Here is a 12,861-nt window from a genome sequence, read left to right on the forward strand (position 1 = left end):
CGGAGCCCCTTTCGGGACCCGCGCCTTTTTTATGGGCCGTCAGCCGGCCCGGCGATCAGATCGTGCGGCCGAAGGGACCATCGTCCCCCACCTGCACCATCTTGCGGCCGCGCGCAGGCTTGGCTGCGGTGCCGACTTCAGGCGCGGCGGGCTGCGCCTTGCGCGCTGCGGGGCGCTTGGCAGGCGCCTTGACCCCGGCGGCCTTGGCAACCTTGGCGGCCGGCTTGGCTGCCGGTTTCGCGGCTGCCTTGGCAACTGTCTTGGCCGCTGCCTTGGCCGCAGGCTTGGCTGCAGTCTTCACGGCCTTCTTCGCAGCAGGCTTGCCACCTGCCGGCGTCTTGCGGGCCGGCGCGGTCCCGGCCACGCAGTCGGCGTAGTAGCGCACTTCGCCATCTTCGCTTTGCAGTTCCACCAGGCCGTGGATGTCGGTCTCGAAGCCTGGGCACTCCTTGGCGAACTCGCGCGCAAACAGCAGGTAGTCCACGATCTTGCGGTTGAACACTTCGCCGGGAATCAGCAGCGGAATGCCGGGCGGGTACGGCGTGACCAGGCCCACGGTGATGCGGCCTTCCAGGTGGTCGATCTCCACGCGCTCGGTCTTGCGCTGCGCGATGTGGGCGTAGGCATCGGTGGGCTTCATGGCGGGCTGCAGGTCCGACAGGTACATCTCGGTCGTCAGGCGGGCGATGTCGTACTTGGCGTACAGCTGGTGCACGTGCTGGCACAGGTCGCGCAGGCCCATGCGCTCGTAGCGGCGGTGCTGCTGGCAGAACTCGGGCAGGATGCGCGCCAGCGGCTGGTTGCGGTCGTAGTCGTCCTTGAACTGCTGCAGCGCCGTCAGCATGGTGTTCCAGCGGCCCTTGGTGATGCCGATGGTGAACATGATGAAGAACGAGTACAGGCCCGTCTTCTCCACCACCACGCCGTGCTCGGCCAGGTACTTGGTCACGATGGAGGCGGGGATGCCCGTGTCCGAGAAATCGCCGTCCAGGTCCAGGCCCGGCGTCACGATGGTGGACTTGATCGGGTCCAGCATGTTGAAGCCGTCGGCCAGCTCGCCGAAGCCGTGCCAGTTGTCGAACTCCTTGCCGTTCTTGGCCTTGGAGCGCTTGGGCGCCGCGTCATGGCCGCGGATGATCCAGTCCTGGGCCGAGCCCACGCCTTCATCGGCCAGCTTCTCGGGACCCCAGACCTCGAACCACCAGTCGTCGTCGCCGAACTCGTCCTCCACCTTGCGCATGGCGCGGCGGAAGTCCAGCGCTTCCAGAATGGACTCCTCCACCAGGGCCGTGCCGCCGGGCGGCTCCATCATCGCGGCGGCCACGTCGCAGCTGGCGATGATGCTGTACTGCGGGCTGGTCGAGGTGTGCATCAGGTACGCCTCGTTGAACAGGTGGTGGTCCAGCTTTTCGGTCTGGCTATCCTGCACCAGCACATGCGAGGCCTGGCTGATGCCGGCCAGCAGCTTGTGGATGGACTGCGTGGCATACACCACCGAGTGCTTGGGGCGCGCGCGCTTCTTGCCCATGGCGTGGTAGCTGCCATAGAACGGGTGGAAGGCAGCGTGCGGTAGCCAGGCCTCATCGAAGTGCAGGTTGGCCACATAGCCGTCCAGCATGCTCTTGATGGTCTCGGTGTTGTAGAGCACGCCGTCGTAGGTGGACTGCGTCAGCGTCAGCACGCGCGGCTTGACAGTCTTGGCATCCACGCCCTTGAGCAGCGGATTGGCCGCGATCTTGGCCTGGATGGACTCCACCGAGAACTCGCTTTGCGGGATCGGGCCGATGATGCCGAAGTGGTTGCGCGTGGGCTTGAGGAACACCGGAATCGCACCCGTCATGATGATGGAGTGCAGGATGGACTTGTGGCAGTTGCGGTCCACCACGACCACGTCGCCGGGCGCCACGGCGTGGTGCCACACGATCTTGTTCGACGTGGACGTGCCGTTGGTCACGAAGTAGCAATGGTCGGCATTGAAGATGCGGGCGGCATTGCGCTCGCTCTCGCCGATGGCGCCGTTGTGGTCCAGCAGCTGGCCCAGCTCCTCCACCGCGTTGCACACGTCGGCGCGCAGCATGTTCTCGCCGTAGAACTGGTGGTACATCTGGCCCACGGGGCTTTTCAGGAAGGCCACGCCGCCCGAGTGTCCGGGGCAGTGCCAGCTGTAGGAGCCGTCTTCCGCATAGTCCAGCAGCGCCTTGAAGAACGGTGGCTGCACGCCTTCCAGGTAGCTCTTGGCTTCGCGGATGATGTGCTTGGCCACGAACTCCGGCGTATCCTCGAACATGTGGATGAAGCCGTGCAGCTCGCGCAGGATGTCGTTGGGCAGGTGACGGCTGGTCTTGGTCTCGCCGTAGATGTAGATCGGCACATCGGCGTTCTTGCGGCGCACTTCGCCAATGAAGCTGCGCAGGCTGTGGATCACGGGATCGGTTCCGCCATCGCCCAGCGAGAACTCCTCGTCATCGATGGACAGAATGAAGGCACTGGCCCGGCTTTGCTGCTGCGCGAATTGCGACAGGTCGCCGTAGCTGGTCACGCCCAGCACCTCGAAACCTTCTTCCTCGATGGCCTGGGCCAGGGCGCGGATGCCCAGGCCCGAGGTGTTCTCGGAGCGGTAGTCCTCGTCGATGATGACGATGGGAAAGCGAAACTTCATGGGGGCAGCCTCCGTAACCTGAGCGGGCCAAAAAACGAAACAGGCGCGAAGTGTAAGGAATATCCTTATTGCGCCTTTGAAGCGTGCGGATTTTCACCCAGAATGTGCTGCACTAAACACAAGCAACTGTCACAAAGGGAGTCTCACGCATGGAATATTCCACCATCTGGTGGCTAGTCGCCGGCGCCTTGGTCATCGCCGAGCTGCTGACCGGCAGCTTCTATCTGCTGATGCTGGCGCTGGGCGCCATCATCGGCGCGCTGTGCGCGCATGCGGGCCTGGCGCCCATTGCACAGATCATCATCGCCGCCGCGCTGGGCAGCGCCTTCGTGCTGGCCTGCTATCTGGTGCGCCGCCGCCAGCCCAGCCGCCAGCCGGCATCGAGCAACCGCGATGTCAATCTCGACATAGGCGAGTCCGTCATGGTCGAGCAATGGAATTCCGACGGCACGGCCCAGGTCCGCTACCGTGGCGCCCAATGGACCGTGATCGGCCGCCCGGGCAACCTGCCCTCGGCCGGCATGCACCGCGTGGCCGAGGTCGTCGGCAACCGGCTGCTCGTGGACAAGCTCTGAGCCACCGCTGCACCTCTTGCGCACACCTGGGGATGCAGTCCTCGCGCCCCTTCGCCTCACCCTCTTGTTTCACTGAATGCCCTCCGGGCTTGGAGACACCATGGAAATCGCCATCGTCATCGCCGTCATCGCGGCCATCTTCATCGCACGCTCCGTCAAGGTCGTGCCCCAGCAGCACGCCTGGGTCAAGGAACGCCTTGGCAAGTACGCCGGCACGCTCACGCCGGGCCTGAACTTCCTCGTGCCCTTCGTGGACCGCGTGGCCTACAAGCACAGCCTCAAGGAAATCCCGCTGGATGTGCCCAGCCAGGTCTGCATCACGCGCGACAACACCCAGCTGCAGGTGGACGGCATCCTCTACTTCCAGGTCACCGATCCCATGCGCGCCAGCTACGGCTCGTCCAACTACATCATGGCCGTCACCCAACTGGCCCAGACCTCGCTGCGCAGCGTGATCGGCAAGCTCGAACTGGACAAGACCTTCGAGGAGCGCGACATGATCAACGCCCAGATCGTCTCGGCCATCGACGAGGCCGCGCTCAACTGGGGCGTGAAGGTGCTGCGCTATGAAATCAAGGACCTGACGCCGCCGGCTGAAATCCTGCGCTCCATGCAGGCCCAGATCACGGCCGAGCGCGAAAAGCGCGCCCTGATCGCCGCCTCCGAAGGCCGCCGCCAGGAACAGATCAACATCGCCACCGGCGAGCGCGAAGCCTTCATCGCACGCTCCGAAGGCGAGAAGCAGGCCGTCATCAACAAGGCCCAGGGCGAGGCCGAATCCATCAAGGCCGTGGCTGACGCCACCGCCCAGGCCATCGAACGCGTGGCCACCGCCATCCGCCAGCCCGGCGGCGAACAGGCCGTGCAGCTCAAGGTGGCCGAAAAGGCCGTCGAGGCCTACAGCCAGGTGGCATCGGACGCCACCACCACCTTGATCGTTCCCAGCAACATGACCGAGGTATCGAGCCTGATCACCTCGGCCATGAAGATGATCCAGACCGGACAGCGCACCAGCTGAGATCCGCCGGACCCCCACGAAGAACGGGCCATCGCGGCCCGTTTTTCATTGCGCGCCGGTCTGCTGCACCAGTGCCATGGCGAAGCGCCCATGGCCCACGGACCAGTCCGAGTAGTCGTTCTCATGCATGAAGATGAACACATCGGCCGGCGCAACCCCGGCCCCCTCGTGCAGGTTGCGCGCAATGGCCGCATACAAGGCCTTCTTCATCGCGTCGCTGCGTCCGCGCCGCATGGTGATCTCGACCACCACCACCGCATCCGAACGCGCCACCCCGTTGAAACTGCGGCTGAACGCGAACTGCCCGGGAGCGTACGGGTGCACCATGTTGAACAGCTCGTCCTCGGGCATGCCAATGCCTTGCACCAGCGCCTGGTGGATGCCCTGCACGACGGCATCGCGCTGGGAAGTGGAGGTGGACTGGGGCAGATAGGTGTGGACGAAGGGCATGGTGCTATGTGCTTTGGGATCGAATGGAGAGGGAGAGTCCGGCCAGAATCCACGCAGGAATTGCCGGCCGAAGCGGCAAATCTATCCACCGGCCCATTGCCTGAAAAGCGATGATTCGGCCGGTTCTATGTACCTGAAACTCACATAGCCTCCACCCGCCCCGTGACACGACTCATGACCCGACCCATGACCCGCCACCTGCCCCCGCTGGCCGCCCTGCGCGCCTTTGAAGCTGCCGCACGCCTGGGCCGCATGACGGCGGCGGCAGACGAGCTGTGCGTCTCGCCCGGCGCCGTCAGCCGCCAGGTACGGCAGCTGGAGCAGCACCTGGGCCTGGCGCTGTTCGCGGGCACCAAGGCCCGCCCCACGCTCACCGCAGCGGCGCGCACCCTGCAGCCCGCGCTCACCCAGGCCTTCCAGCAGATCCAGGAGGCGGTGCGCAGCCTGGGCGACGCCCACGAAGGCCCGCTGGACGTGGCCTGCTTCAGCACCTTCACCGTCAAATGGCTGATCCCCCGGCTGTTCGACTTCCACGCGCACCATCCCGGCATCGAGGTGCGCCTGCGCACCACGGACACCGGCACCGACGCTGCACGCGAAGGCTGCGACCTGCTCATCACGGCCATCCCCACCGACAGCAGCGGCAACAGCGGCCAGGCCATTGCAGACGACGAGTTGGCCCTGCCGCTTTTCGACGAATACCTGGGCCCCGTGATGTCCCCCGCAATGGCCGGGCCTGTCGCGCGGCCCCAGGACCTGGCCAGCCTCCCCTTGCTGCACACGCGCGGCCGGCGCGATGCCTGGGACCTGTGGGCCGCCTCCATGGACATGGCCCCGCCCGCAGCAGCCGGCCCCGTCTACGAGCACTACTACTTCACGCTGGAAGCGGCGCTGCGCGGCCTGGGTGCAGCCGTCGCCCCCTGGCACCTGGTGATGGACGACGTGCAGGCCGGCCGCCTGCTGGCGCCCTTCGGCTTCAGGGCCTCCGGCTACCGCTACCTAGCACTGCGCCGCAGCACCGCCGCGCCTGCCCGGCTCGACACCCTGTGCACGTGGCTGCAGGCGCAGGTGCGGGCCATGCCGCAAGTGCCAGCCGTCCAAGGCATGCCGATCACGCAGGCAGGCAACTTCGCCGCCACCCCCAAAAATCGATGCTAGAATCGCGGTCTTCGGAGAGGTGGATGAGCGGTTTAAGTCGCACGCCTGGAAAGCGTGTGTGGGCTAATCCCCACCGCGGGTTCGAATCCCGCCCTCTCCGCCAAAATGATCTAAGCCCTTGATTGATTCAATCAAGGGCTTTTTTCTTTGCGCAGCGTGACCACACGGCAGGCATCAGGCGAGCCCGCTCCTGATCGCAGCGGGTTCGATTCAGGCCTGCCGCCCGGGCTACCTGAGCCGTGGCTGCACGATGATCTTCACCGCCGATTCGTTGTTGTGAATCAGCGTGTCAAAGCCCTGCGCCACCAGGTCATCGAGCTGGATGCGCTGGGTGATGAAGGGCTCGAGGTTGATCTTGCCCTCCTCGACCAGCTTGATGGTTTCCTGGTGGTCGTTGCAGTAGGCAATGGTGCCGCGCACGTCCAGCTCCTTCATGACCACGCTGTGCACGTTGATGGTGGCCGGATGGCTCCAGATGGACACGATCACCACCACGCCCGTGGCCTTCGTCACGGCCACCAGCGTGTCCAGCACCTTGTTCACGCTGGAGCATTCGAACGACACATCCACGCCCTTGCCGCCGGTGAGCTTCATCACCTCGGCCACCACGTCCACTTCGGAGGGGTCCAGGATGTGATCGGCCACGCCCGATTCGCGCGCCTTCTGCTTGCGCTTGGCGCTCAGTTCGGTGATGACCACCGTCAGGCCCTTGGCCTTCAGGATGGCGGACAGCAGCAGGCCGATGGGGCCTGCGCCGCCGACCAGCGCCACATCGCCCGCCTTCGCTCCGCTGCGGGTATAGGCATGGTGGCCCACGGACAGCGGCTCGATCAGCGCGGCCTGGTCCAGTGGAATGGCATTGGAGATCGGGTGCACCCAGCGGCGCTTGACCGCAATCCGCTCGGACAGCCCGCCGCCGCGCCCGCCCAGGCCGATGAAATTCATGTCCTTGGACAGGTGGTAGTGGTCGCCCGGCCCCGTGGGCACGTCGTCGGCCACGATGTAGGGCTCCACCACGACGTGCTGACCGACCTTGATATCGTCGACGCCCGCGCCCACGGCGTACACCACGCCGGAGAACTCGTGCCCCATGGTGATGGGTGCGGACTCGCCCGAGATGGGATGCGGATGGCCGCAGGGCGGAATGAAGATCGGCCCTTCCATGAACTCATGCAAATCCGTGCCGCAGATACCGCACCAGGCCACCTCGATGCCCACGGTGCCGGGCTCCACCACGGGTTCGGGGATGTCTTCGATGCGGATGTCGCCCCGGTCGTAGAAACGTGCTGCTTTCATGATTGAACTTTCTGTTTGCAAGGCTGGGTTGGCGGGCGGCACAGCCGCCCCATGGCGATTATTCGGCCTTACCGCAGGTGATGAACTTGCTGCAGGTCATAGACACGCACTGGCAGGCCTTCCTGTCGCGCCTTGAGCTGCAGCGCCAGGTACAGCGAATAGTGGCGCGACTGGTGCAGGTTGCCGCCGTGGAACCACAGCGCCTCTTGCTGCGTGGGCTTCCACATGTTGCGCTGCTCACCCTCCCACGGTCCCGGGTCCTTGGTGGTGTCCGAGCCCAGGCCCCAGACCTTGCCCACCTTGTCCGCCACCTCCTGGCTGATCAGGTCGGCCACCCAGCCGTTCATGGAGCCATAGCCGGTCGCGTAGACCACCAGGTCGGCCGGCAGCTCGGTGCCATCGGCCAGCACCACCGCGTTTTCCGACAGGTGGCTGATCTGCTTGCCCGCCTGCAGCTTGATGCTGCCGTCGATCACCAGATCGCAGGCCCCCACGTCGATGTAGTAGCCCGAGGCGCGGCGCAGGTACTTCATGAAAAGGCCGGAGTCGTCATCACCGAAGTCCAGCATGAAGCCGGTCGCCTCTAGCTTGCGGTAGAAGTCCGCGTCGCGCTCGCGGATGCGGTTGTACACCGGCACCTGGAAGTCGGCCATGATGCGGTAGGGCAGCGAGGCGAAGATCAGGTCCGCCTTCCTGGTCGTCACGCCGCTGGCCACGGCGCGCTCCGAGTACAGGTCGCCCAGGCCGATGTCCATCAGCGAATCGGAGCGCACGATGTGCGTGGACGAGCGCTGCACCATGGTCACATCGGCGCCGTGCTCCCACAGGGCCGCGCAGATGTCATGCGCTGAATTGTTGGCACCGATCACCACCACCTTCTTGCCGGCGTAGGCGTCCGGTCCATGGTGCTGGGACGAGTGCTGCTGCTCGCCCTTGAAGACGTCCTGCCCCTTGATCTTGGGCACATTCGCCTTGCCCGACATGCCGGTGGCGAACACCACATGCCTGGGACGCAGCACCTGCGTCTCGCCATTGCGCTCCACGGTGACTTCCCATTCCTGTCTGTCCTCATCGAAGCGGGCGTTCAGGCAATCGGTGGAGGGCCAGTAGTTGACCTCCATCACCTTGGTGTACATCTCCAGCCAGTCGCCGATCTTGTCCTTGGGCGCGAACACGGGCCAGTTGTCCGGGAAAGGCATGTACGGCAGGTGGTCGTACCAGACCGGGTCGTGCAGGCACAGCGATTTATAGCGGTTGCGCCACTGGTCGCCGGGGCGCGCCTGGCGGTCGATGACGATGTGCGATACCCCCAGCTGGCGCAGCCGCGCGCCCAGCGCAATGCCGCCCTGGCCGCCGCCGATGACGAGCACGAAAGGCTGCTTGTCACGGCCCAGCTCCTGGGCCTCCTGCTGGCGGCGCTCCAGCCAGGTCTGGCGGCCACGCCGGATGCCGTGCTCGGCCCCCATCGGGCGGCGCGTGCCCATGGGTTCTTCATGGCCCTTGAGCTCCTGGGCGGCCGTCAGCAGCGTCCAGATGCGCCCGTCCCTGATGCGGACATGGCCGCCGCCGCGCGCATGGCGCGTGTCGATCACGATCCAGGCGGACACCACGCCATCGGCCTCCTCCACCGCCTCACGCTCGTCCAGCGAAAAGCGCACGGGCGCCGCGGCGTCCAGCTGCGCAGCCAGCATGTCGGCGATCTGGCTGCGCCCTTCCATGGTCTTGATGTTCCAGGTCAGCAGCACCAGGTCGCGCCAATAGCATTCATCGGCGAACAGGCGGCTGGCGGCCGCGAAGTCGCGGTCTCCCAGGGCATGGTTGAGTTGGTCAAGCAGCGCCTTGGCGCGGGCGTTGGGCGTCGTATCGGTCATGGTTGTCTCCTTGATGCGGTCATGCCCGCTGGTTTTTCTTCGGGCAGGCGCTCTTACGCAATCACCATGCCAGGCAGGCCCGGCGGCAGGATGCGCCAGGCAAATCAAGGGGTTGCCTGCGCGCCTCCGGTACAAACCCTGCGCCTTGCACCCCGCTGCCCGGAGTTGCCGCCCGCGACAGGTGGGGCAGCCCTGCGACACCTGTCGCACAAGACGTGCTGCAGCGCAGCAGGAGCAGTGGGTAAATCTCCATTGGCGTAGCCAGGTGCGGGGCACAGAATCGTCTGCGGCACGTTCAAAGCCCGCATCGACTCAACGCCATGCCCCTGCAGTCCTACGCCTCGCACATCCAGGAAATCGAAGCCTTCGGCCTGGGCTACTCCAACCGCGGCCAAGAGCGCGACCGCGCCGTGCTGCGCAGCTGGCGCCGTTGCATCGACTCCCACCGGCTTGACCCGGCGCATACCAGCGAAGCCCACATCGTGACCGACGGCCAGCTGCGCGCGCACCGCGAGGAATCCGAGCCGCTGATCCACATCGCCCGCCATGCGCTGGAGCGGCTGTACCAGCAGCTCAAGGGCCTGGACTACGTGCTGCTGCTGGCAGACCGGCACGGCGTGGCCGTGGACTTCCTCGGGCACGAGGCCGACGCTGGCGACCTGCGCCGCGCAGGCCTGTACCTGGGCGCGCAATGGCGTGAGGACCACTCGGGCACCTCGGCCGTGGGCGCCTGCCTGGAAACGGGCGAGGCGCTGACCGTGCACCAGAGCGACCATTTCGACTTCACCCACACCGGCCTGTCCTGCACGGCCGCGCCCATCTACGACATGCACGGCGAACTCGCTGCGGTGCTGGACCTGTCGCTGCTGCGCTCACCCGCCGAGCGGGCCAGCCAGAACCTGGCGCTCAACCTCGTCGTGGCCGCCGCGCGGCGCGTGGAGCAGGCCAACCTGATGGCCCAGTCCGGCCAGGACTGGGTGGTGCGCCTGGCGCAGTCGCCCGATTTCCTGGACGTCGATCCTGACGCCTCCATCAGCGTGGACGCACGGGGCCGCATCCGCGCCATGACCCACGCGGGCGCCCGCCTGCTGGTGGCCGCCGCGCAGCTGGACTGGCGCCAGCGCCACAAGCTCATCGGCCAGCCGCTGGAGCGCTTCTTCGATGTGGACCTGCGCCACCTGCCCGAGCTGCGCCGCCATCGCCCGGCGCAGGAGCGCATCATCCGCGCCCGCGACGGCAGCATCCTTTTCGCCCATGCCATGGAGCCGCAGCGTCCGACACGCCGCCTGCGCGCGCAGGCAATGCCGGCGCAGCCCCCGCTGCCGGCAGCGCTGCAGGCGCTGGACACGGGCGATGCCAAGCTGCAGACGCTGCTGCGCAAGGCCGCACGGCTCGCGCCGCAAACGCTGCCCATCCTGGTGCAGGGGGAGACCGGCGCAGGCAAGGAATACCTGGCCCGCGCGCTGCATGCCAGCAGCGGCCGCAGCGGCGCCTTCGTCGCCATCAACTGCGCGGCCATTCCCGAGGCGCTGCTGGAAAGCGAGCTGTTCGGCTACCTGCCCGGCACCTGGACCGGCGGCGCCAGCAAGGGCCGCGAGGGCCTGATCGCCGCGGCGCACGAAGGCACGCTGTTCCTCGACGAGATCGGCGATATGCCACTGGCCCTGCAAGCCAAGCTGCTGCGTGTCCTGTCCGAATCCGAAATCACCCCGCTGGGCGCCCGCGCGCCACGGGCGGTGTCCGTTCGCGTCATCTCGGCCTCACACCGGCCGCTGGCCGAATTGGTGCGGCGCGGCAGCTTCCGCGAAGACCTGCTTTACCGCCTCAATGCCGCCGAGCTGCAACTGCCCGCGCTGCGCCAGCGCAGCGACCTGCAGGCGATTGCCGACCAGATGCTGGCCACGCTGGGCAGCCATCTGCACCTGGGCGACGCGGCCCGCGCGCTGCTCACCGCGCACGCCTGGCCCGGCAACCTGCGCGAGCTGCACAACGCGCTGCGCTACGCCGCAGCCCTGTGCGGGAACGATGGCGACGGCAGCATCGAACCCGACCACCTGCCCGACGCGCTGCACGGCAACCCGCCCTGCACCGCCGCCCTGGCCAGCAACACCAGCGAGCCCGCCGCACAGGCGCTGGAGCAACTGCTTGCCCAATGCCAGGGCAACGTCTCCGAGGCGGCGCGCCAGCTCGGCGTCAGCCGCTCCACCATCCACCGCCGCATCCAGCAGCTGCAGCTTGGCGTGCGGCATGCCCAATGGCGCGGGCCATAGGGCCGAGCGGCAACCGGCAATCCCGAAGCGTCGCTGACACGGTGTTACAGGAGCTACGGCGTTCACCAGTAGATTGGCGCGTTTCGTCCATTGCAGCCCCAAAAAAAGATGAAACCCAAGATCAACTTCATTGAACGCGAGCGCCTGTTCCGGCGGGAACTGAAACGGCGAAAGGTCAGGTTCCTGCCCATGCAGGTATTGCGCCGGCTGTTCGAGAAGGCAGGTGTCTGAGCCAGACAGATCGCCGCGCCGGACATGCGCGGCACCGTTGCCTTGACCCGTGCACGGCATCACGGCAGTTCGCACGACACTAGAATCGCAACAGACCAGCGTGGGCGGGGCGCCGATTACCCAGCCCGCGCGCCCCAAGACCCCCAGGCCCCTCACGCAGGCGCACACACAAGCCAGAGGAGCTGAATGCCCCATCTTGACCTTCGCTCCCTGGCCGTCATGGCGGGAATGATCGGCATGGTCATGGGTGTTGTACTCCTGGGTCTGCGCCGGACCTACCCGCCATCGATAAGAGGCATGGGCCTTTGGGGTGCGGCACCCTTGCTGTGCGCGGCCTCCACCCTCTTCTACGGCCTGGACGGCGTGCTGCCGACCGCCCTGGTGGCTTCTGTCGGCAACGGGCTGCTGCTGGCTGGCGTCACCCTCTTCTTGCTTGGAAGCGAGCGTTCGCTGGGCCGCCCCTCTTCGGCACGCAAATGGACTGCGGTGATTGCCGGGGTCCTGGTGCTGCTGGCCCTGCTCACCCATGTCTACCCGGACTACCGCATGCGCGTGCTGATTTTCAGCGGTTGCCTGGCCACCATCGTCATCGAGCATGCACGCCTGCTGGGGCAGCATGGCAAGGGATTCGCCAGCCGCTTCACCGCCGCAGTGCTGTGGGCGCAGGCGCTGGTGCTGATCGGCCGGGCCGTTTCCACGCTTTGGCTGGATCAGGCGGATACCCACAGGTTTGCGCAGTCCACGGTCCAGACCCTCTACATTGCCACTTTCAGCTTCTCGGTCCTGCTGGTGAGCATCGGCGCCTTGCTGATGGCCGGTGAACGGGTGCGCGCCGAGTTCGAGTACCTGGCCACTCACGACGCACTGACAGGTGCGCAGACGCGTCGATCGACACTGGCGGCCTGCTCCGACGAACTGGCCCGATGGAACCGCTATGGCAAGCCGTTTTCGCTGTTGATGCTCGACATCGACCACTTCAAGCGCATCAACGACGGACATGGGCATTTGACGGGAGACCGCGTTCTGTCCCATTTCGTCAGACTCATGCAATCGCAACTGCGATCGGCGGACCGGCTCGGGCGTTACGGCGGGGAGGAATTCATCGTGCTGCTTCCCGAGACCGATGCCGAGGGCGCCCTTACCCTGGCAGAACGCATGCGGGCCGCGCTGGACGCATCGCCCGCGTCCGCAGATTTGCCGCATTGCACCGTCAGCATCGGAGTGACCACCATCCAGCCCGGCGACACCACGGTCGATGAACTGATATCGCAGGCGGATGCGGCTCTGTACACCGCCAAGGCGCAGGGTCGCAACCGGGTTCATATCGGCTGAA

Annotated in this window: 10 protein-coding genes and 1 tRNA gene; 7 read left to right on the plus strand and 4 right to left on the minus strand. The window is 66.2% G+C overall.

Annotated features, from left to right (window positions below; translation table 11 throughout):
- Positions 1-55 precede the first annotated feature (55 nt).
- Positions 56-2,659: an arginine/lysine/ornithine decarboxylase gene (locus DA1_RS08685; RefSeq protein WP_034392124.1), complete on the minus strand. Its 2,604-nt coding sequence runs from the start codon at positions 2,657-2,659 to the stop codon at positions 56-58.
- Between the two features lie 149 nt (positions 2,660-2,808).
- Between DA1_RS08685 and DA1_RS08690 the strand changes: the two genes are divergently transcribed.
- On the plus strand, positions 2,809-3,234 hold the full coding sequence (locus DA1_RS08690; RefSeq protein ID WP_013803053.1) for an NfeD family protein: 426 nt from the start codon (positions 2,809-2,811) through the stop codon (positions 3,232-3,234).
- Between the two features lie 100 nt (positions 3,235-3,334).
- The gene (locus DA1_RS08695) at positions 3,335-4,252 is read left to right on the plus strand and encodes an SPFH domain-containing protein (RefSeq protein ID WP_013803054.1); all 918 of its coding nucleotides are present in this window, start codon (positions 3,335-3,337) and stop codon (positions 4,250-4,252) included.
- 45 nt (positions 4,253-4,297) lie between these two features.
- On the opposite strand, the gene DA1_RS08700 is transcribed toward DA1_RS08695, so the two are convergent.
- Complete coding sequence (locus DA1_RS08700; RefSeq protein WP_012204809.1) at positions 4,298-4,702, minus strand: tautomerase family protein; 405 nt, start codon at positions 4,700-4,702, stop codon at positions 4,298-4,300.
- 186 nt (positions 4,703-4,888) lie between these two features.
- Here DA1_RS08700 and DA1_RS08705 point away from each other — a divergent pair, with 186 nt between their 5' ends.
- Positions 4,889-5,860, plus strand: a complete 972-nt coding sequence (locus tag DA1_RS08705; RefSeq protein ID WP_034392122.1) for a LysR substrate-binding domain-containing protein — start codon at positions 4,889-4,891, stop codon at positions 5,858-5,860.
- 13 nt (positions 5,861-5,873) lie between these two features.
- Positions 5,874-5,963, plus strand: a tRNA-Ser gene (locus DA1_RS08710).
- Between the two features lie 125 nt (positions 5,964-6,088).
- Here DA1_RS08710 and DA1_RS08715 read toward each other — a convergent pair.
- Positions 6,089-7,156 (minus strand): 2,3-butanediol dehydrogenase, encoded by a 1,068-nt coding sequence (locus tag DA1_RS08715; RefSeq protein ID WP_013803056.1) that lies wholly within the window; start codon positions 7,154-7,156, stop codon positions 6,089-6,091.
- 68 nt (positions 7,157-7,224) lie between these two features.
- A complete protein-coding gene (locus tag DA1_RS08720) occupies positions 7,225-9,027 on the minus strand; it encodes an NAD(P)/FAD-dependent oxidoreductase (protein ID WP_034392119.1) in 1,803 nt (600 codons plus the stop codon).
- 320 nt (positions 9,028-9,347) lie between these two features.
- Here DA1_RS08720 and DA1_RS08725 point away from each other — a divergent pair, with 320 nt between their 5' ends.
- The 3 genes from DA1_RS08725 to DA1_RS08730 all read left to right on the plus strand — a co-directional run bounded on the left by DA1_RS08725 (position 9,348) and on the right by DA1_RS08730 (position 12,860).
- Entirely contained in the window at positions 9,348-11,297 is a 1,950-nt protein-coding gene (locus DA1_RS08725; RefSeq protein WP_034392118.1) for a sigma-54-dependent Fis family transcriptional regulator, read from the plus strand.
- Between the two features lie 108 nt (positions 11,298-11,405).
- Positions 11,406-11,528, plus strand: a complete 123-nt coding sequence (locus DA1_RS31260; protein ID WP_013803059.1) for a hypothetical protein — start codon at positions 11,406-11,408, stop codon at positions 11,526-11,528.
- 186 nt (positions 11,529-11,714) lie between these two features.
- Positions 11,715-12,860, plus strand: a complete 1,146-nt coding sequence (locus DA1_RS08730) for a GGDEF domain-containing protein (RefSeq protein WP_034392117.1) — start codon at positions 11,715-11,717, stop codon at positions 12,858-12,860.
- Position 12,861 lies beyond the last annotated feature (1 nt).

This window comes from Delftia acidovorans NBRC 14950 (genome assembly GCF_001598795.1).
Classification (GTDB): Bacteria; Pseudomonadota; Gammaproteobacteria; order Burkholderiales; family Burkholderiaceae_C; genus Comamonas; species Comamonas acidovorans.

Excerpts from the sequence above, each read along its gene's own strand:
- DA1_RS08685 (WP_034392124.1), bottom strand. The coding sequence starts at position 2,659 with ATGAAGTTTCGCTTTCCCATCGTCATCATCGACGAGGACTACCGCTCC.
- DA1_RS08690 (WP_013803053.1), top strand. The coding sequence starts at position 2,809 with ATGGAATATTCCACCATCTGGTGGCTAGTCGCCGGCGCCTTGGTCATC.
- DA1_RS08695 (WP_013803054.1), top strand. The coding sequence starts at position 3,335 with ATGGAAATCGCCATCGTCATCGCCGTCATCGCGGCCATCTTCATCGCA.
- DA1_RS08700 (WP_012204809.1), bottom strand. The coding sequence starts at position 4,702 with ATGCCCTTCGTCCACACCTATCTGCCCCAGTCCACCTCCACTTCCCAG.
- DA1_RS08705 (WP_034392122.1), top strand. The coding sequence starts at position 4,889 with ATGACCCGCCACCTGCCCCCGCTGGCCGCCCTGCGCGCCTTTGAAGCT.
- DA1_RS08715 (WP_013803056.1), bottom strand. The coding sequence starts at position 7,156 with ATGAAAGCAGCACGTTTCTACGACCGGGGCGACATCCGCATCGAAGAC.
- DA1_RS08720 (WP_034392119.1), bottom strand. The coding sequence starts at position 9,027 with ATGACCGATACGACGCCCAACGCCCGCGCCAAGGCGCTGCTTGACCAA.
- DA1_RS08725 (WP_034392118.1), top strand. The coding sequence starts at position 9,348 with ATGCCCCTGCAGTCCTACGCCTCGCACATCCAGGAAATCGAAGCCTTC.
- DA1_RS31260 (WP_013803059.1), top strand. The coding sequence starts at position 11,406 with ATGAAACCCAAGATCAACTTCATTGAACGCGAGCGCCTGTTCCGGCGG.
- DA1_RS08730 (WP_034392117.1), top strand. The coding sequence starts at position 11,715 with ATGCCCCATCTTGACCTTCGCTCCCTGGCCGTCATGGCGGGAATGATC.